15 protein-coding genes are annotated in these 18763 nt (G+C 71.0%); 11 read left to right on the top strand and 4 right to left on the bottom strand.

All coding sequences use genetic code 11. The features are described from left to right. Positions 1-593: 593 nt before the first annotated feature. The 7 genes from ACFYOS_RS33825 (at position 594) to ACFYOS_RS33855 (ending at position 9511) form a co-directional block, all read left to right on the top strand. On the top strand, positions 594-1913 hold the full coding sequence (locus ACFYOS_RS33825; RefSeq protein WP_387150574.1) for a hypothetical protein: 1320 nt from the start codon (positions 594-596) through the stop codon (positions 1911-1913). Further along, a complete protein-coding gene (locus ACFYOS_RS33830; protein WP_387150577.1) occupies positions 1910-2902 on the top strand; it encodes a glutamate ABC transporter substrate-binding protein in 993 nt (330 codons plus the stop codon). Before ACFYOS_RS33825 ends, ACFYOS_RS33830 begins: the two co-directional genes overlap by 4 nt. A 5-nt stretch (positions 2903-2907) precedes the next feature. Then, a complete protein-coding gene (locus tag ACFYOS_RS33835; protein ID WP_387150580.1) occupies positions 2908-4140 on the top strand; it encodes a hypothetical protein in 1233 nt (410 codons plus the stop codon). Beyond that, on the top strand, positions 4137-6431 hold the full coding sequence (locus tag ACFYOS_RS33840; protein WP_387150582.1) for a tetratricopeptide repeat protein: 2295 nt from the start codon (positions 4137-4139) through the stop codon (positions 6429-6431). The genes ACFYOS_RS33835 and ACFYOS_RS33840 overlap by 4 nt, the downstream gene beginning before the upstream one ends. A 203-nt stretch (positions 6432-6634) precedes the next feature. Then, the gene (locus tag ACFYOS_RS33845; protein ID WP_387150584.1) at positions 6635-7462 is read left to right on the top strand and encodes a PP2C family protein-serine/threonine phosphatase; all 828 of its coding nucleotides are present in this window, start codon (positions 6635-6637) and stop codon (positions 7460-7462) included. Then, positions 7459-8751: a VWA domain-containing protein gene (locus tag ACFYOS_RS33850; protein WP_387150586.1), complete on the top strand. Its 1293-nt coding sequence runs from the start codon at positions 7459-7461 to the stop codon at positions 8749-8751. Before ACFYOS_RS33845 ends, ACFYOS_RS33850 begins: the two co-directional genes overlap by 4 nt. Before the next feature lie 79 nt (positions 8752-8830). Beyond that, complete coding sequence (locus ACFYOS_RS33855; protein WP_387150589.1) at positions 8831-9511, top strand: FHA domain-containing protein; 681 nt, start codon at positions 8831-8833, stop codon at positions 9509-9511. Between the two features lie 423 nt (positions 9512-9934). Here ACFYOS_RS33855 and ACFYOS_RS33860 read toward each other — a convergent pair whose 3' ends face one another. The 3 genes from ACFYOS_RS33860 to ACFYOS_RS33870 form a co-directional block, all read right to left on the bottom strand. After that, positions 9935-10795, bottom strand: a complete 861-nt coding sequence (locus ACFYOS_RS33860) for a hypothetical protein (RefSeq protein ID WP_387150591.1) — start codon at positions 10793-10795, stop codon at positions 9935-9937. A gap of 1218 nt (positions 10796-12013) precedes the next feature. Continuing rightward, complete coding sequence (locus ACFYOS_RS33865; protein ID WP_387150593.1) at positions 12014-12214, bottom strand: hypothetical protein; 201 nt, start codon at positions 12212-12214, stop codon at positions 12014-12016. Positions 12215-13151: 937 nt separating this feature from the next. Next, positions 13152-13547: a hypothetical protein gene (locus ACFYOS_RS33870; protein ID WP_387150596.1), complete on the bottom strand. Its 396-nt coding sequence runs from the start codon at positions 13545-13547 to the stop codon at positions 13152-13154. A 276-nt stretch (positions 13548-13823) separates the two neighbouring features. Between ACFYOS_RS33870 and ACFYOS_RS33875 the strand changes: the two genes are divergently transcribed. Genes ACFYOS_RS33875 through ACFYOS_RS33890 form a run of 4 tightly spaced genes read left to right on the top strand, consistent with a single transcriptional unit; the run spans position 13824 to position 17321 of the window. Continuing rightward, positions 13824-14549, top strand: a complete 726-nt coding sequence (locus ACFYOS_RS33875) for an ABC transporter ATP-binding protein (RefSeq protein WP_387150599.1) — start codon at positions 13824-13826, stop codon at positions 14547-14549. After that, the gene (locus ACFYOS_RS33880; RefSeq protein WP_387150602.1) at positions 14546-15316 is read left to right on the top strand and encodes an ABC transporter permease; all 771 of its coding nucleotides are present in this window, start codon (positions 14546-14548) and stop codon (positions 15314-15316) included. The genes ACFYOS_RS33875 and ACFYOS_RS33880 overlap by 4 nt, the downstream gene beginning before the upstream one ends. After that, on the top strand, positions 15313-16659 hold the full coding sequence (locus ACFYOS_RS33885) for a sensor domain-containing protein (RefSeq protein ID WP_387150605.1): 1347 nt from the start codon (positions 15313-15315) through the stop codon (positions 16657-16659). Before ACFYOS_RS33880 ends, ACFYOS_RS33885 begins: the two co-directional genes overlap by 4 nt. A 14-nt stretch (positions 16660-16673) precedes the next feature. Next, positions 16674-17321, top strand: coding sequence for a LuxR C-terminal-related transcriptional regulator (locus tag ACFYOS_RS33890; protein ID WP_387150608.1), 648 nt, complete (start codon positions 16674-16676; stop codon positions 17319-17321). A gap of 38 nt (positions 17322-17359) precedes the next feature. Here ACFYOS_RS33890 and ACFYOS_RS33895 read toward each other — a convergent pair whose 3' ends face one another. Then, complete coding sequence (locus tag ACFYOS_RS33895) at positions 17360-18535, bottom strand: low temperature requirement protein A (RefSeq protein ID WP_387150610.1); 1176 nt, start codon at positions 18533-18535, stop codon at positions 17360-17362. Positions 18536-18763: the final 228 nt, after the last annotated feature.

An 18763-nucleotide genomic window follows, 5' to 3' on the forward strand; every position in this document is an offset into this window, starting at 1 on the left:
CAGCTTGGCGAAGTGGTCACCGCGTCCGAAGTGCTCACCGAGGTCGGACAGAGCAGAGGGCTCTGACCTGCGGTGATGCGGGCGAGCGGGTCGGCTTGACCTCCCGGAGAAGACCGAAGTGGTCAAGTCGCCGGCGACACAAGAGGCTGTCTACGGCGCCGGTCCTGCCCGCCGCCGCAGCGATCCTTTGCCGAGACTCCTGATCGACTCGCATCTCTGCGCTTCTTCATTAGTGGGTCCGGAGCTGTCTTGCCTACTGGAACGCCAATCCCACGAGCAAGTCGCTGATCAGGGGCTCGCGGTCGGAGACCTCTTCGGCGCCTCCGAAGCAGTCAGCCGATCTCCCTCGCGTGCGGCAGGCGTTCAAGTGTCCGGCCGGGAGGGGCACTTCAGTCTCCAGGTGGACGCGCAGGTACGGGTCGGGCCGGGGCCCGGCGGTGCCAGCCGCGGACCGCACCCGTCCATCCTGTCGCCGGGACGCCGCAACTTGCGTCCGGCGAGTACGTTGACGGCCAGCAATTTCGTTGACGACTCGCCCAAGGCGAATGGTGAAGAGGGGGGTGCCGGTGACAGCGACGCTCGTCCCTCCGCCGATGACCGATGTACGGCATACCCGATCGGCCGGTCTGCGGGGCCGGATCGTCGGTAGCCTCCGGGACACGCCGCGCCGGCTGGCCGCCGTGCTGACTGGCCTGGTCGCCCTGGGGTTCGTCGTCGGGTTGGTGGGGTTCGCGGGGGTGCGGCAGCGGGCCGACCTGATCGACGGCGTGACGTCTCGCAGCGGCGCGCTGGTAGTGGCCGCGCAGGACCTCTACCGGGCTCTGTCCGACGCGGATGCCACCGCGGCGAGCGCCTTCCTTTCCGGCGGTGTCGAGCCGGCGGCGCAGCGGGACCGCTACCAGAATGACGTGGCCGAGGCGGCGGCGGCGTTGGCGGTGATCGCGGCCGGGCGGCCCGGCGACGGCGCCACGGATGGCGCCGTAGGGGTGATCGCCGCCGAACTCCCGGTGTACACCGGGCTGATCGAAACGGCGCGTGCCTACAACCGGCAGGGGCTGCCGGTCGGCGCGGCGTATTTGCGGGAGGCGTCGGGGCTGATGCGGCAGCGGGTGCTGCCGGCCGCCCAGCAGCTCTACCAGTCGGTCACTGCGGAGCTGGACCGGGCGCGCGGTGGCGGCGCCGGGTTCCCGTGGATCGCCGTGCTGCTCGGGCTGGTGGCCATAGCCGCTCTGGTGCGGACGCAGATGTGGCTCACCAGGCGGACCAACCGGGTGTTCAACATCGGTCTGGTGGGGGCGACCGCGGCCGCGGTGGTGCTGGTTGGCTGGCTCGGCGTGTCCGCGATCGTCGTCGGTGCCCGGCTGGTCGCCAGCGACCGGGACGGCTCGGCGCAGGTGGATCGGCTCGTCCAGGCCCGGGTCGCGGCGTTGCAGGCCCGCGCCGACGAATCGCTGACCCTGGTGGCCCGCGGTGCCGGCGGTGACTTCGACAAGGACTACACCGCCGTGATGACCCGGCTGATCGGTCCGGACGGCCACGGCGGACTGCTGCGCGACGCCGCCGAGGGGGCCGCCGACGAACCGACGCGGGCCGCGGCCGACAGGGCCGCAGGGCGGGCCCGGGACTGGCTCGCCGCACACCAGAAGCTGCGGCAGCTCGACGACGGCGGCCACTACACCGAGGCGGTGACCGCCGCGGTGGGCGGCGGCCCCGGCGCGACGGCAAGCATCTTCAACGAGTTGGACGGCACGCTCGCCAGCGCCATCACCCGCAACAGCGACCGGTTCGAGGCCGACGCCCGGTCCGCCCGTCGCAATCTGTCCGGCATGGACGTCGGTGTTGTGGTCCTGGCCGGATTGATGGTGATCGGCGCTGCGGCGGGCATCCAGCGACGAATCGCGGAGTATCGATGAACGCCTCTCGACTGATGTCCGCGGCCGTGGCGCTGACGGTGACCCTCGGCTTGACCGGCTGCGGCGGTGGCGGTGGCGGTGGGATCCTGCCGGCCGGCGCGTCTGCCGTCACGCCGGTCCGCCCGGTCGGGCTGCAGGACCCGGCGGACATCCCGGACGGGGCCAACGCCGGCTCCGCCTCCTGCGATCCGCGGGCCAGTCTCCGCCCAGCGGCCACCCAGCCCCGCCCCGGCCAGATGCCGGCCGGCTCGACCATGGCTCGGATTCTCCAGCGGGGCCGGCTGATCGTCGGCGTCGACCAGAACAGCTACCGGTTCGGGTTCCGCGACCCGCTCACCGGAGAGCTGACCGGCTTCGACGTGGACGTGGCCCGCGAGGTGGCCCGGGCCATCTTCGGCGATCCATCCAAGATCCAGTTCAGGGCAACGAACTCGGCGTCGCGGATCCCGTCCCTGCAGGACGGGACGGTCGACATCGTCGTACAGACCATGACGATGAACTGCGAACGGTGGCAGAAGGTCAACTTCTCCACCGAATACTTCACCGCCGGCCAGCGGATCCTGGTGCGCCGAGGGTCGCCCGTGCGCAGCATCGCCGACCTGGGTGGCCAGAAGGTCTGCTCGGCGATCGGCAGCACGTCCATCCGCAACGTCGCTGCCGCACCGGCCAAGCCAGTGCCCGTCGGGGTGCCGGACTGGACCGACTGTTTGGTGATGCTCCAGCAGAACCAGGTCGCTGCCGTCTCGACCGACGACAGCATTCTGGCCGGGCTGGCCGCGCAGGACCCCAACACGGTCGTGGTCGGGCCACGGTTCAGCGACGAGCCGTACGGGATCGGCATCAACCGGGACGCCACCGACCTGGTCAGGTTCGTCAACGGGGTGCTGGCCCAGTTGCGGGCGGACGGCAACTGGACCAGGCTCTACACCCGGTGGCTGACCGCGCTCGGCCCGGCTCCACTGCCGCCGACCGCCCGATATCGGGACTGACCGGCGTGACCGCACCGGTTCCACTGAGCCGTGACGAGGTCGACGTGGCCATCGTCGCGCTGGGGGCGGCCCACGACCGGATCTCCGCCGCCATGTACGCCCTGGACAATCACCCCGGCCTTGCGGCGGTCCGGCTGCCCGGCCGGACCGGACGGACCGAGCGGTACGCCGCCGACCTGGCCGCCCAGATCGACGCGCTCTGGTCCCGGTTCACCGCACTCGGGGCGTTCCTGGACCAGCTCCGGACCCTGCGGGCGCAACATTCTCGGCCCGGTGACGAGGAGTTGGCGAAGCTCACCTGGTTGCTGCGTGAACCGGTCGTCCCGGTCGGCACGAACGGAATCGTTCTCGACGATGCGCCGCCGGGGGCCGTCCGGCTGCCGCTGATGGAGCTCGCCGGTCAGCTGGAAACCGGCAGCGCCGACGCCATCGACCGGTTGTCCATCCTGGATGAGGCCGGCTCGGCGCTGGCCGTCCGGTTCGGGCCGCCAAACGAGGCGTTGGCCCGGCTACGGGCGGCCGTCGACGCGCTCGGGCCGGACGGGGCGCCCACCGCCGCCCTGGATCGGCTCGGCGAGCAGCTCGCCGACGCGTACCGGGAGGCGTCCGGCGATCCGCTGGCGGTGGCGTCGGGCGGTGGCCCCAGCGCCAGCGCGCTGGATAACCGGCTGCGTGAGCTGGCCGCTGAGACCGCGACGGTGGCCGGCGAGATCGACGCGTTGGCCAGTCTGCGCGACGGCTATCCACGACGGGCGGAGCGGCTGCGCGCCACGATCGTCCAGGTCGGGGCCGGCGAGGAGGCGGCCGCCCGGGCCTGCGCCGCCGCCGAGGAGAAGATCGCCAACCCCGGGCTGCCCGCAGTACCGGATGCCACCCCCGCGCTTCGGGCCCAGCTGGCGCAGCTGGACCAACTTCACCGGGAGCGGCGGTGGAGCCGGCTGGCCGACGAACTGGCGGCGGCGGAGCGGGCCGCGGCGGCGGCGGTCGAGCGGGCCGCTGGGCTGCGGGAAGCCGCGGACGGGCTGCTCGAGCGGCGCGCCGAGCTGCGCGGCCGCCTCGCCGCCTACCGGGCCAAGGCGGCCCGACTCGGCTTCGCCGAGCACACCGAGCTGTCCCGCCGGCACCGCGTCGCCGAGGACCTTCTCTACTCCAGCCCGTGCGATCTGCCCGCGGCGACCCGGGCCCTGTCCGCGTATCAGCGGTATCTCAACGACCTCAGCGAGCGGGGGACGACATGAGCCAGCGGTGCGTACGACCCGACTGCGCCGGCAGCTACGGGCCGGAGGGCTACTGCGACGAGTGCGGGCGCAAGGCACCGGCCGGGGTCCTGCCGGCGCAGCCGTCCCCCGGTGGCGGGCCGGCGCGGCCCGGGCCGGGCGCGGGACCGGTTCCACTCGCCTCCGTCGCCTCGACTCCGGTGAGCACGCGCGGCGGTTCGGTGCGCACTGGTTCGCGGGGCTCTGGCCGCAGCCGGGGGGCCACCCGCGGTGGCCTCGGTGCCGGCCTGATCGAGCTGCCCCGGGTCCCGCTGCGCGACCCGGCCAGCGCGGTGATGGCCGAGCCGACGGTGGCCGAGTCCCGCCGGTACTGCGTAGCGTGCGACAAGCCGGTCGGCCGGGGGCGGGACGGCGCCCCGGGCCGCGCCGAAGGCTTCTGCCCCAGCTGCGGCACCCCGTTCTCTTTCCTGCCCCGCCTCGGCCCTGGCGACGTGGTCGACGACCGGTACGAGGTGCTCGGCGCGCTCGCCTACGGCGGGCTGGGCTGGATCTACCTGGCCCGGGACAAGAACGTCAGCGACACCGTCAGCGACCGCTGGGTGGTCCTCAAGGGGCTGATCAACACCAGTGACCCGGACGCGATGGCCGCCGCTGTGACCGAGCGGCGCTATCTGGTGGAGATCGACCACCCGAGCATCGTCAAGATCCACGATTTCGTGCAGCATCCGGACCCGAAGACCGGGGTGCCGGTCGGCTACATCGTCATGGAGTACGTCGGTGGCCAGTCGCTGCGGGACATGCTGGTCAGCCGGCGGGCGGCCACCGGCGAGCGGGCGCTGCCGCTGCCCGAGGTGATCGCCTACGGCGTCGAGATCCTGCCCGCACTGGGCTATCTGCATGACCGCAACCTCCTGTTCTGCGACTTCAAGCCGGACAACGTCATCCACGCCGAGGAGCAGCTCAAACTGATCGACCTCGGTGCGGTCCGACAGGTCGACGACGAGGTGAGCGCGGTCTACGGCACACCCGGCTACCAGGCGCCGGAGGTCGCCGAGGCGGGGCCGTCGGTGGCGGCCGACCTCTACACCGTCGGCCGGACCCTCGCGGTGCTGAGCTTCGACTTCCGCGGCTTCGCCGGCACCTACGCCGACCGGCTGCCAGACCGCTCAGAGGTGCCCTTGCTGGGCCGCGAGGAGTCGTACGACCGGCTCCTGCGCCGGGCCACCCACCTCGATCCAGACCGACGCTTCCAGTCGGCGGCCGAGATGAGCGAACAGCTCCTCGGGGTGTTGCGGGAGGTGCTGTCGGCCGCCGACGGCGTGCCCCGGCCGGCGGTGTCCCGGCAGTTCACCCCGGAACGGCGGGCGTTCGGCACCGGCGCCGGCGAGGTGGGCCCGATCGCTATCGCCCGGCGGCTCGACCCGGCGGAGGTCGCTGCGGCGTTGCCGCTGCCGCAGGTGGACATCCTCGACCCGGGCGCCGGCTTACTGACCACGCTGACGGCGACCGCCCCTGGCGAGCTGATCGCGCAGTTGCGCAACGCCCCGGTGCGCAGCGTCGAGGTGGCGCTGCGTATCGTGCGGGCCCGGATCGACGGCGGCGACCTGGCCGGCGCCGCCGCGGATCTGGACCGGCTCTACGCCGACGACCCGTTCGACTGGCGGATCGACTGGCACCGCGGCCTCGCCGCTCTGGCCGCGAGCCGGCCCGGGGACGCCCGGGTGGCCTTCGACGCCGTCTACGACCAACTGCCCGGCGAGCCGGCCGCCCGGCTGGCGCTGGCCGCCGCAGTGGAGAGCACCGGGGACCCAGAACTCGCCGAGCGGCTGTACGACCGGGTCTGGCGGAGCGACCACGGCTTCATCAGCGCCGCCTTCGGGCTGGCCCGGCTCCAGCTCGTCAAAGGCGGCCGGGTCGCCGCGTTGCGCGTCCTCGACCAGGTGCCGGAGAGCTCCAGCCACCACATCGCCGCCCAAGTGGCCGCGGTCCGGGCCAACCTACCGGCCGAGGGGTTTCCCGCCGGCGCCGGCGAACTGCTGGCCGCCTCCGACCGGCTGCAGCGGATAGGGTTGGACGTCGAGCGGCAGGCCCGGTTGACGGTGGAGATGCTCGAAGCGGCCCTGGCCTGGGTCACCGCCGGGCATACCCTGCCGCCGGACGCCCGGGTCCTCGGACACGGACCGCACGAGAAGGGGCTGCGGCTGGGCCTCGAACGCGCCTACCGCACCCTGGCGCAGCTCGCCGCCGACCCGCCTACCCGTATCGCACTGGTCGACCGGGCCAACGCCGTCCGGCCGAGGACACTGACATGACGGCCCCGTCTTGCCCAGAGCACGGCCCGGCGGGCGATCCGGGGGACCGCTTCTGTGAGGTGTGCGGGCGCAACCTGCGCACCCGCGAGGAGGCGACGGCCACCGCGGCCCCGCTGCCAGGCCCGAGATCCAGCACACCGCCGGCCGTACCGTGGTTGTCCTCCCGGGCGACTGAGGGCGACTGTGGCGGGTGCGGCGCCCAGGTGCCAGCCGGCGGATACTGCGACTCGTGCGGCCGCCGGCGCTCGCTCGCCCGCGACCACGCCGAACTCGACCTCGGCGACCTTGCGGCAGTGACGGACCGGGCCCGCCGACCACGCAACGAGGACGCGGTGGCGATCGGACGAGTCGTCGGCGCCACTGTCGCAGTGGTCTGCGACGGCGTCTCCACCTCGACCCGCGCCGACACCGCCGCCACCGCCGCAGTGGAGTCGGCCATCGTAGAGCTGCTGGACGCCCTGCGCGGCGGCGCGGACCCGGCGGAGGCCGGCCGACGGGGCGCCCGGGCAGCGGCCGGCGCGGCCCGGGGTGCCGCCGGACCCGCGGATCGCGACACCCCGCCCAGCTGCACGTACGTCTCCGCGATCGTCACCGGGGACGCGGTGACGGTGAGCTGGATCGGCGACAGCCGGGCTTACTGGCTCGGGCCGAACGAGGCGCTGTTGACCCTCGACGACTCGTTGCGGGCCCGCGTGGCCGCTGGCCGGCCGGTGCCGGCGGCGCTGGCCGAGGAGGATCCCCGGTCCCCGGCCCTGATCCGCTGGCTCGGTGTGGACGGTGACGACGAGGACGCCCAAGTCGTCACCCTGCGACCGACCGGTCCCGGCCAGGTCGTGGTCTGCTCCGACGGCCTGCACCACTATCTGCCGGGCGCGAACGACCTGGCCGCGGCGGTGTCCGGCCTGCCGCCGACACCCCTGGCAGTGGCGCAGGGTCTGACCAGGCTGGCGTTGGAGGGCGGCGGCCACGACAACGTGGCGGTCGCCATACTGCCGTTTCCGGTAACCGAGACAGGAGGAACACCGGCATGAGCGGGCAACCCGAGTTCGTCGCCGAGCTCGACCAGAACGAATACCTACCGGTGGGACGACGGATCGTGGACGCGATCGTCACCGTCACGGCCTCCGGCACGGACCTGCGGAGCACCGCCGGCCCGCTGAGCGCGGCGCAAGTGATCATGATCGACACCTCCGGTTCGATGACCGCTCCCCACTCGAAGATCCAGCAGGCGAAGCGGGCCACGGCGGTCGCCATCGACACCCTCCGCGACGGCGTGGCCTTCGCGGTCGTCGCCGGCTCGGCGCACGCCCGGATGATCTTCCCGTCGCAGCCGGGGATGGTGCCCGCCTCCCCACAGACCCGGGCGCAGGCCAAGGCGGCGGTGGCCGGGCTGCGAGCCGAAGGCGGAACCGCCATCGGCGCCTGGCTCAACCTCGCCAATCACCTGTTCGCCGGCCAGCCGGCCGAAGTGAAGCACGCCATCCTGCTCACAGACGGGCAGAACCAGCATGAGCGGCCGGAGGACCTGCAGCGGGTGCTGGACGCCTGTGAGGGCCGGTTCATCTGCGACAGCCGAGGCGTCGGCGCCGACTGGGTCGCCGACGAGCTGCGGAAGGTAGCGTCCACCCTGCTCGGCACCGCAGACGGGTTGGAGGACCCGGCCGAGCTGCCGGCGGCATTCCAGGCGATGACCGCGTCCGCGATGGGCAAGTCGGTGGCTGACGTGTCGCTGCGGGTGTGGAGCCCGGCGGGCGCCAGGATCCGCTTCGTCAAACAGGTCTTCCCGCAGGTCGAGGACCTCACTGGCCGGCGCACCGAGGTGAGCGCCCGCATCGGCGACTATCCGACCGGTGCCTGGGGCGCGGAGAGCCGGGACTATCACATCTCGGTCGAACTGGAGCCACAACCGGTGGGGGAGGAGTTGCTCGCCGCCCGGGTCAGCCTGGTCAGCGCCGGTCAGGTGCTCACCGAGCGGCTCGTGCTGGCCAGGTGGACTGACGACGAGGAGCTTTCCACCCGGATCAACCGGCAGGTGGCGCATTACACCGGCCAGGCCGAGTTGGCCGCCGCGATTCAGGACGGGCTGAAGGCCCGGGACGCCGGCGATGTAGAGACCGCCACTGCGAAGCTCGGCCGGGCGGTCCAGTTGGCCACTGAGTCCGGCCACGTCGACACCGCCAAGCTGCTGGCCCGGGTGGTGGACGTCGTCGACGCGCCGACCGGCACGGTCCGGCTCAAGAAGCAGGTGGCCGGAGTGGACGCCGAGCTGACCAACGTGCGGTCGGTGAAGACCGTCCGGGTGAAGAAGACCCAGGCCTGACGGGAGCGACACGATGGCCACCTGTCCCAAAGGGCACGAATCGACGACCGCCGACTATTGCGACCAGTGCGGTGCCCCGATGTCCGGCACGTCGACGCCGGCCCCGCTGGCCGCCGCGCCCCCGCCGTCCGTGGCGCCGGTCTCGCCCGCCGCCCCGCCCGCGGATCCCGTCGTCGGTACGCCGTGCCCGGTCTGCAATACGCCCCGCACTGGCCGGTTCTGCGAGGAGGACGGCTACGACTTCCTGCTCGCCCCGCCGGTGAGTGCGGTGAGTCCGTCCACCTCGCCCACCGGTGTCGCCGCCCCCGATGCGGGCAGCGAGACGGCCGCCGGACCGCCGCCTTCGGCCACTCCGGCGGCGCTGGTCGTCGTGGTGGGCATCGACCGCGGCTACTTCAACGCAGTGCTCGGCATGGGCGGCGAGGACGCCGGCGGGCTGACCTTTCCTCGGTTCGCCGCCGAGCGCCAGTTCCCGTTGGTGGGCCAGCAACTGCTGATCGGCCGGTCCAGCCGGTCCCGGGGCATACATCCCGACATCGACCTCAGCGGCCCACCGGAGGACCCGGGCGTCTCACACACCCACGCGCTCCTCGTCCTGCAGCCCGACGGTTGGGCGGTGGTCGACGTCGGCTCATCCAACGGCACGTACCTCAACGACCCGCAATCGGCGCCGATCCCGTCCGAGACCCCGGTGCCGATCGCCGCTGGTGACCGCGTCTTCGTCGGCGCTTGGACCTGCCTGTCCATCCGCCCCGCCTAACCTGATCTTGAGGCCTTTGCGTTCGTTGTGTCGCAGCGTGGACGTCTAGTGCGGCGTGGGCTCTTCTTGTGGCCGGGTGGTCGCCCGGGGCCGAATGGGCTCACCGCATCGATCCCGCCCGGCGCGGCCAGGGCGCCGGAAACCGGGCGGCGGGAGCGTCGTCACCGGCGCGGAGCCGGTCCAGGTCGTACGTCGCCAGCTCGTCGTCCCGTATGGCCGGAACCTGGCCAGCGAACTGGCTGCAGCCAAGCGCACCAACGGCCCCGTGATCGCCGGGTAGTCAGGGTTCAGGACTGGATCGGTGGCGTCTTGATCGGCGAGCGCGACAGACCCGGAACTTGGGACCGAAGTTGGGCTCGCCGGCTGGCTGATCGCGGCTTTGAGTTCCGCTTCAACAGGGTGGATAGCCGGAGGCGTGCGGCTCTAGCGGCGCGACAAGGTCGACATCGCGGCGAGCGCGGCGACCGGCACCAGACCGGCGACGACTGCGAGGGCGATCATTGCACGCCGCGGGGCGGTGACGACGCGACTATCGGTACTGTCAGCGGGCGGCACGTCACGCAGCATGGCCACGATCCGCTCGACAGTGCGCGCCTGGGTCCGGCCGTTGGTTCGGTACCTGCTTCCGCGCGGGTCCAATAGGGGTGAGTCAACCCGGAACTGGACGTGATCGCCGTTGGTCAGGTCGAGACGGATCTCCACGCCGCGCCGGGAGAACTCGCCGAGCAGGTGCCGGGGTACCGATGTGCGGCGCAGCGCCGTCTCGATCCGGAGATCTTCCGGTGTGACGATGAACCGGGCGGCCGGGCCGGCCAGGTAGCAGCCGGCACCGCCGCCGGCGGCGAGCGCCAGCTCGAGCAGGCTGCCGATGCGGGGCTGCTCACCCCAGTTCACCAGCGCGGCGCCGGCAAGTCCGCCAGCGGTGACTGCCATGCAAAGGTAGGCAAGGCCGCTGCGACGTCGAAGCGAGCGCCGCCGCCTCCCGATGCGGGGTGTGACCCCAAGCTGGTGGGGGACCTGTGGCAGGCGCGAGTTTGCATGGCGCAGGGCGTTGGCTGTGGTGATTCGTCCAGCCACTGCCACAAAGAGCGCGACGGCACCGAACATCGCCGGGAATATGAATCCGTCGTCTCCAGCGGCGACCTCGGCCGGGGTGCGGGCCGCCCAGAGGACGGCCGCGGCGCCTAGCAGCAGCAGTCCGACGCTCGAGACGATCAGCGTCAGCCCCCAGGTCCAGACGAGCGCGCCGTCGTCGTGCCACCCGATACGTGATCGCCGGCCCACGCCACATCCCCGCCAATGTCCCGCCGGTCATGCGACCGGTCGCTGACGATTTTAGGAGCGACAGTCGAGCGGACTCCTGACCTGATCGGCGCTCAGCGGACCGGATTCGTTAAGCGTCGAAAGAGAATCGACGAGGGAAGTCCCTGGGCCGTCGCCGGGCCGGCAGACGCCGACCAGGGGCGACCGGTGACCGGCAACGCCAGAGGAAGGACCAGGCCATGGCCTCGATAAAGGTCGATCCTGAGTGACCAACGACCGCCACTGGCGACGACGTGTGCTCGGCTGACGAGGCGTGGTCGGCCCGATGACCAGGCTGTCGGTCGCCTCTTTGTCGAGGGAGCAGATTGGGAGCAGCCGGGTTCACCCAATGGCGTTGAACTGCACTCAACGGCACCGAACGGCTGCCAACGGCATACGCCCCGACCTGCGGTCCTGCTCTCCGCAGGTCGGAGGCGATGCGGCGTCCTGCTTCACACCGAAGAGGTCACTGGTTCGATCCGAGTATCGTCCACCATAAATATATGCAGGTAGGAAGCCCGTCGCCGGAGCCACCGGTAACGGGCTTCCCGGCTGTTGCCCCTTAAATTGGGAGCAATTTGGGAGCATGGGACGCCGGGACCGTCCGCTATCTCCTGTGCCGCGTTAGCGGCCGCGGCTGCGGACGCCAGCACAACAACCCGATGCCGGAGCAGTTCTGACCTCGGGTGAACCCGGCGAGTGGGCAGCGTGCCGAAGGCCAGGGTGATCTCACTGGTTCGGCTCGCCATGATCAATCCAATGGTGTTGGCACGCATTCGACCGGGAACCTGAGCAGCCAGAGTCCTGCCCCAGGTCATTTGGGTGAGGCGCTCATCGCCTGGCAGAGTCCAGAGGGCCGTCCTCACCGGACATGCCTGCCCTGCTGCCGCTCACCGCTGCTCCACGATCCTTCCAGCGTCGATTCCGAGCAACCCGAGGCCGGAGAGACCCGCGGACCGGCACGGCGACCGGCACCCGCTCGGCCCCGCAGGGCTAATCGCGGGGTAGACGGCTACCACGAGTCCGAGCCCGGCAATGACCCAGCCGTCCGAGCAGTCGAGAGCGGCTCGCCGCAGTCGCGCCAAGGCCGTCCCGATCGCTTTCTTCAACCTCCACTTGCGGGTCGCTTGTAGAACGCCGCCGTCGCGGGATCGACGACGGCCGCAGGCGGTTGTGGCTGGTGCGGCGCAGTCTCGTTCGTCAGCGGGCTGATGCCGCCGCCACCTGCAAGCCCACCGCCAGCTCACGAACGTCGTCGACGTCGACGTCGACGTCAACGTCAACGTCAACGGCGAGGGCTGCGACGAGGACGTCGCTGAGGTCTTCCCACGCCGGCACCCATTCGGTGACCCTAGGAAGCTCAGCGGCGAACACCGCGCGAGGGAAGGTCGCCACCTTCATCCGGAGGCTCCGAGCGCAGCCAGCCGAGGAACCGGGCGTGCACCCCCACGGTTGTCGAGGCCGAGGCGGTGTAGATCATCCAGGGCGTCAGCAAGAGCGAGTGCGAGGTATACGGCCAATGACGCGCGGGCGTCCCGGTATTCCGCCAGCAGCGCCAGACGGGCGGGGGAGCAGGGCCAGGGGCAGCCACAGCGGCGGCACCGCCAGAGGGGGCGCATCGGCGTGTGGGGGCGTCCCGGTGCGCCGCTCACCACTGGATGCCTGCCCGGCGCGACTGCGCGGGCGTCAGGTGCCCCGCCCGCCCAATTGGCGGGTACAGCGCCGTCACCTCCCGTCCCCATAGTGGCGGCGGCACCGCGGCGGCACCCCGGTATGTCGGTGAGGGCTCGGCCGGGGGTACTGGGCCGCGATCGGGGCACGGCCAGGAGTGATCTTCGGTGAGCAGGACCAGCGGTGGCGATCCTCAACCGCCGCCCTGTACCGCACCGTTGCGGGCTCGAGAGTCGCGTTGCTGCCGGGCGTTGGACACTCACCCATGATCGAGGATCCGCCGCGGACCGCCGCACTTCTCCTCACCTTCACCAGTTCCGAGCTCAGCGGTCAGTAGCGCCGTGGCGGAGCGCGTCTGCTTTACCGTGTCCGGAAGGCAAGCCACAATGCCGGGCGGTCTCGATGCGGGCAACGAGGCCGTTCGGCGACTCTACGAACGTGCCGGCTTCAGCAACCGCACACCCGTACCGCTGCCGCGCCGCAGGCAGCGTGAGCGACACCTGAACGCTGTGACGGGCTTATACCTCACGGGCTATACCTCATGTTCGCCGCAACGGAGACTTCCCGTACGTGCGCGCACATCGGCATGTTCGCACGCCGAGCCGCTGGTACGGGCTGTCACGCCGCGTAGCGATCGGATCGCGGCAGATCCGGTCGTCCTGCATGGTCACGTCGTGACTTCTCCCTCCCATGTTCTGAGCGTCAGTTGCTGGCCATCGAAGTCCAGCTTGAGACCGACCACCTCGTTGACCGCGTTGAACGTCGGCGCCCAGTCAACTAAGGGCAGCGCGATGACGGAGGCGAAGGGCGGTTCGGTGGAGGCGTCGCGCGCGATCCAACGTCCGCTGAAATAGTCGTAGTCGTAGGCGGAGAGCCACCCCTCGTCACCCGGTTCCGTTTGGATGAACTCGAGGGTCCAGTCGCTTCGACCGGCGAGAAGCAGACCTCGACCGTCATCGAAGACGAGGTGGACCGGCCCCACTTTGAAGTCGGTGGGATCGCCCGGCTGATGCCAGGCCAACCGTGTGACCTTCGCGAGTCTGTGACTGATCGGCGCATCCATCAGCGGCGCCCCTCTCGTCGACTGGCACGTTAGCGGGCAGAGATTGAGCTGGAGTCGATGCGCGCTCATCGGCATGACAGGGCGTTGATCACCGGCCATTTGCTACCTGGTGTCCGGGACCCTGATCGGTTTACGTCGCGAACAACTCGAAAGTAGACCGATCAGGGTCACGGGACACTAGCTGGGTCGGGACCGCGATGGGGGCGGAAAACCTCCAGGTGGAGTCGGATGGTTTCCGGCTTCCGACCGCCGACGGCGCTGCTTAGCGTCGATTGTGTGATCGAACTACGTGAGCTGACGAAACGCTACGGCGACCGGGTCGCCGTCGACGGGCTGAGCGTCCGGGTGCAGCCGGGGGTGGTGACCGGCTTCCTCGGCCCGAACGGATCCGGCAAGTCGACGACGATGCGGATGATCCTCGGCCTAGATGCCCCGGACCATGGCGAGGCACTGATCGGCGGCGTCCGGTATCCGGACCTGAACTGGCCGTTGAAGACAGTCGGCGCGCTCCTCGATGCCGGGGCGTTCCATCCCGGCCGCAGCGCCCGTGCGCACCTGACCGCGCTGGCCGCGAGCAACGACATCCCCGGTTCCCGGGTCGAGCAGGTGCTGCGCATCGTCGGTCTGTCCGACGCGGCAACGCGGCGTGCCGGTACGTACTCGCTCGGCATGCGCCAGCGGCTCGGCGTCGCTGTGGCTCTGCTCGGCGACCCGGGCGTCCTCCTGCTCGACGAGCCGGTCAACGGACTGGATCCGGAGGGCATCCGCTGGATTCGGGACCTGCTGCGCGGACTCGCCGCCGAAGGCCGGACGGTGTTTGTGTCCAGCCACCTGATCGCCGAGATGGCGCTGACCGCGGACCGGCTGGTGGTTATCGGCCGCGGCCGGCTGCTGGCCGAGACGACCGTCGCCGAACTCGCCGCCGGCGACGACAGCCTGGAGGACGCGTTCTTCCGGCTCACCTCGCAGGCCACCGACTATCGCGGAGTGGGAGCGTCATGAACGGGTACGGATTCCGGCACGCGGCCCGGATGGAGCGGATCAAGCTGCGCAGCGTCCGGTCGACGTGGTGGCTGGCGATCGCCGCGGTGGTCTCGATGGCCGCGACCGGGGCCGGGGTGGGACTCGGGTACCGATCGCACACCCCGGTCGCCACCGCCGCCCAGATCCTGAACAACAGCCTCGGCGGCGCCATTGTGGCCCAGCTGCTCCTTGGAGCGGTCGGCGTCCTGATGGTGACCGGCGAATACGGCACCGGGATGATCCGCTCGACGTTCGCCGCCGTCCCGCGGCGTCGGATCGTCCTGGCCGCGAAGGTCGCCGTGTGCGGCAGCGCGGCTCTCACCGTCGGCCTGGTCGCGAGCTTCGCCGGCTATCTGAGCGGGCAGCTCGCGATCCGCGGCACCGCCATCCCGGCCGCCTCCCTCGGAGACCCGGCGATCCTGCGCGCGGTCCTGCTGACCGGCGTATATCTGGGCGCCACCGCGCTGATCGGGGTCGGCATCGGGACGATCGTGCGGCACTCGGGCGCCGCGATCGGCACGCTGTTCGGTCTGATGTTCGTCCCGATGATCGTGGCCGGCCTGTTCGGCGAGAGCGGAATCCAGGTCGGCCGCTTCGTCCCGCTGCTGATGCTGCTCAACTCGATCGCGGTGACCTCGCCGGTACCCGGGCTGTTCTCCAGCTGGATCAGCGCGCTGCTGATGTGCGGGTACGCGGCGGTAGCGATTCTGTGCGGCGGCGTGCTGCTCCGCCATCGCGACGCGTGACCAGCGACAATGGGCTGATGACCGCGCTGCGCGCTCCGTTCACCACACTGGCCCTGCGCCGGGCGGTGTTCTGCGTCGTCGGCGTGGTCAGTGCGGCCGCGATCCTGAGCGTACCGGCGATCGTGCCGGCCCTGGGCGTCCTCATCCTCTGGGCGACCGGAGCCATGTCCAACCAGCCCGCACCTACCGTCGCACCGGTGTTCCTGGTCCTGTTTCCGCTCACCATCGCGCTCCTGGTCGTGCTGGCCGCCCCGATCGGGCGCGCGATGGGAGCCGTGCATCGCTCACTCGCCGACCGGCTGCTCGACATGCACGTGGACGCCCCGCCGCCCCGGCTCTCGAAGCGGATCAGCGCCGTGGTCTCCGACGGACCGGGCTGGCGCGCCGTCGGGTACGGCTTGCTCAAGGTGCCACTGGCCATCCCCGAGGGCTACGGCGCGTTCTGCTACGTGTTCGGCCTGGTCAACCTCAGCTACCCGGTGTGGTGGCCGCTGTTTCGCAACCACCCGCCCGGAACGCGCCTCGGACCGGTGTGGGCGCTGACGCCGTTCGGCACTATCGGTACGCGGACGTTCGCCGGAACGTTCCTCATCGCCGCGGCCGGCCTCGCCATGCTGCTGGTCGCACCGTGGTTGATGCGGGCCGGTACGACACTGGACCTTGCCGCGATGCGACGGCTGCTCGGTCCGCGTCGGCTCGCCGAGCGGGTACGCGAACTGCAGGTCACCCGGGCCCGCGCGATCGACGACGCGGCCACGATGATGCGCAGGTTGGAACGGGACCTGCACGACGGCGCGCAGATCCGGCTGGCCACGCTGGCGATGAACCTCGGCATGGCGACCGAGAAGCTCGGTGTCGACGGCCCGCCACCCGACCTCCTACAGGCCCGCGAACTGGTCGCGCTCGCCCACCACGGAGCGAAGGATGCCCTCGCCGACCTGCGCGACCTGGTGCGCGGGATCCACCCGCCGGTCCTCGACAACGGTCTCGGCGACGCGCTGGCGACGCTCGCGACGAGCAGCGCCATCCCAGTCGCGGTGAACGTCGAACTGCCCGACCGCCCGGCGCCCGCAATCGAGACCATCGCTTACTTCTGCGCCTCCGAGCTGCTCGCGAACGCGGCCAAACACAGCCGGGCGACCCGTATCGGGCTCGGCGTCGTCCGATCCGGCGAGCGCCTGACGCTGACCGTCAAGGACGACGGCATCGGCGGGGCGAACCCGGACGGCACCGGCCTGTCCGGCCTGGCCCGCCGCATCGCCGTCGTGGACGGCCGGATGCGCGTACACAGTCCCACCGGCGGTCCGACCCGGATCGAGATCGAGCTGCCCACACACGTGTGAACGGAGGCGACGACATGCGGGTGGTGATCGCGGAGGATGCCGCGATGATGCGCGAAGGGCTGGTCCGGCTGCTCACCGACCGCGGTTTCGAGGTGTGCGCGGCGGTGGCCGACGCAGATGCGTTGCGGTCCGCGATCGCCGCCAGCGTACCGAATGTGGCCATCATCGACATCCGGATGCCACCGACCCACACCGACGAGGGACTACGCGCCGCGATCGACATCCGACGCGACTATCCCGACGTCGGTGTGCTGGTGTTCTCCCAGTACGTGGAGACCCGCTACGCGACCCGCCTGCTCGCCGATCGGCCGACCGGCGTCGGATACCTGCTCAAGGACCGCGTCGCCGACGTCGCCGATTTCGTGGACGCGCTCACCCGGGTGGCATCCGGTGGCACCGCACTGGATCCGGAGGTGGTCGGCCACCTCATGCGGGCCGGGCAGGACACGGCCGGGGTGGCGTCGCTGACCCCCCGGGAGCGTGAGGTGCTTTCGCTGATGGCCGAGGGACGATCCAACGCCGGGATCGCGGCGGCTCTTGTCATCACCTCCGGAGTCGTGGAGAAGCACGTGGCGAACATCTTCGCGAAACTCGGTTTGCCGTCCTCGGATAGCGACAACCGCCGGGTCCTGGCCGTCCTCCGCCACGTCAGCGGCGGCTGATGCCCAGAACAGCCTCGGGACGTGAGTGACGCTTCCGGCTAACCAGGTGGTGAGGGTGGCTCGGGTGGGCGCCCTCGGGCACGGGCTGCGTCGGATACGGCGATCCCGGCCAGGACGAGAGCAGCGGCGGCGGCGACCAGCACCGGCGGCAGGAAGATCATTGCCGGCGAGACGGCGGCGAGCACGAGGACCCCGGCCATGCGGTCTCGGGACACCCGGCCGAACACCGCGTACTCGAAGATGGCCCGTCCCGTGAGGAACAGTGCGGGTCCGCCGAGGATGACGGCGACCCACGCCGGTGGTGTGTGCCCGAACGGGTGCGCGATGACGACCTCGACGCCGACGGAGATCGCGACGATGCCGGCGACCATGACCAGGTGGGCGTATATCGCCGACACGGCAACGCGGAGCGGATCACGGGCCGCAGCGACGGCCCCGCCCAACACCTCCCCGGCACGGTGGATGTAGATCCACCACAGCAGCACCGTGGTCGCGAACGCCACCACGACCGCCGCGCCGCGGTCCGCCTCGAAGCCGCCGCTGCTGAGCCCCAACCCCGTCACCAGAATCAGCTCGCCCAGCGCGACGATGAAGAACTGCCGAAGCCGCTCGGCCAGGAACTCGCCCGAGACCGCAAACTCCGCCGCACCGGCGCGGCCCAGCCTCGGCGTGGGCCAGCCGAGTCCGGGCACCGCGTAGTCCACGGCCACGGCCAACGCCCACAGCACCCCACGCGGCCAGCCCCGCACGACAGCGCCCGCGATCCACGGCACCGCCGACACGCCGAACCAGAACAGCACCCGCACCTCGGGACGCTGACGCTCGTCGCCCCACGTAAAGATCACGAGAAACAGGCTGCGGCCGACCTGGACGGCGACGTACACGCCGGCGAAGACCAGGCCATGTCCGCCGAACGCCTCAGGCGCTGCGGCCGCCAGCACCAAGCTGCCGAACATGGCTCCGATGGCCAGCCGCCGTATCGCGGGCTGCCACGGGTCGAACCTGTCGGCTACCGCCGCCGACTGGGTCCACACCCACCACAGGGCGAGCAGCAGCACCAGCGTCTGGAGGGCGCCGCTCCAGTTCAGATGGTCCCGCAGCCCTTGCGAGAGCCGGAAGAGCGCGAAGACAAACACCAGGTCGAAGAACAGGTCCAGGAACGTCGCCCGCTGCTCCTCCGGTCCCCGCAGCAGCCGGGCTGCACCACCCGTCATCGGTTCGCCCCGCTTCTGCCGCTTCTGCCAGCCTCTGAAACATTCGTACCACCCGGCACCGCTGGTTGATGTGGATGTGCAGCTGCGGCCAAGATCGAACGGCCCCGCCCGTAGCGGGCGACGGTAGACGCCGATCAGTTCCACCCAGCCGTCGCCGCCGGTTCTGATCAGCTAGTCGACCCTGGCCAGGCGTCGGGCCAGTACCACACGAGGCCGTTACCCAGGTCC

Origin of the sequence: Micromonospora sp. NPDC005806 (genome assembly GCF_042871425.1) — a bacterium.
Taxonomy (GTDB): Bacteria; Actinomycetota; Actinomycetes; order Mycobacteriales; family Micromonosporaceae; genus Micromonospora.

Bases quoted from the DNA above. Each gene is read 5' to 3' on its own strand.
- ACFYOS_RS33825 (WP_387150574.1), top strand. From the start codon at position 594: ATGACCGATGTACGGCATACCCGATCGGCCGGTCTGCGGGGCCGGATC.
- ACFYOS_RS33830 (WP_387150577.1), top strand. From the start codon at position 1,910: ATGAACGCCTCTCGACTGATGTCCGCGGCCGTGGCGCTGACGGTGACC.
- ACFYOS_RS33840 (WP_387150582.1), top strand. From the start codon at position 4,137: ATGAGCCAGCGGTGCGTACGACCCGACTGCGCCGGCAGCTACGGGCCG.
- ACFYOS_RS33850 (WP_387150586.1), top strand. From the start codon at position 7,459: ATGAGCGGGCAACCCGAGTTCGTCGCCGAGCTCGACCAGAACGAATAC.
- ACFYOS_RS33855 (WP_387150589.1), top strand. From the start codon at position 8,831: ATGTCCGGCACGTCGACGCCGGCCCCGCTGGCCGCCGCGCCCCCGCCG.
- ACFYOS_RS33865 (WP_387150593.1), bottom strand. From the start codon at position 12,214: ATGAAGGTGGCGACCTTCCCTCGCGCGGTGTTCGCCGCTGAGCTTCCT.
- ACFYOS_RS33870 (WP_387150596.1), bottom strand. From the start codon at position 13,547: ATGGATGCGCCGATCAGTCACAGACTCGCGAAGGTCACACGGTTGGCC.
- ACFYOS_RS33880 (WP_387150602.1), top strand. From the start codon at position 14,546: ATGAACGGGTACGGATTCCGGCACGCGGCCCGGATGGAGCGGATCAAG.
- ACFYOS_RS33890 (WP_387150608.1), top strand. From the start codon at position 16,674: ATGCGGGTGGTGATCGCGGAGGATGCCGCGATGATGCGCGAAGGGCTG.
- ACFYOS_RS33895 (WP_387150610.1), bottom strand. From the start codon at position 18,535: ATGACGGGTGGTGCAGCCCGGCTGCTGCGGGGACCGGAGGAGCAGCGG.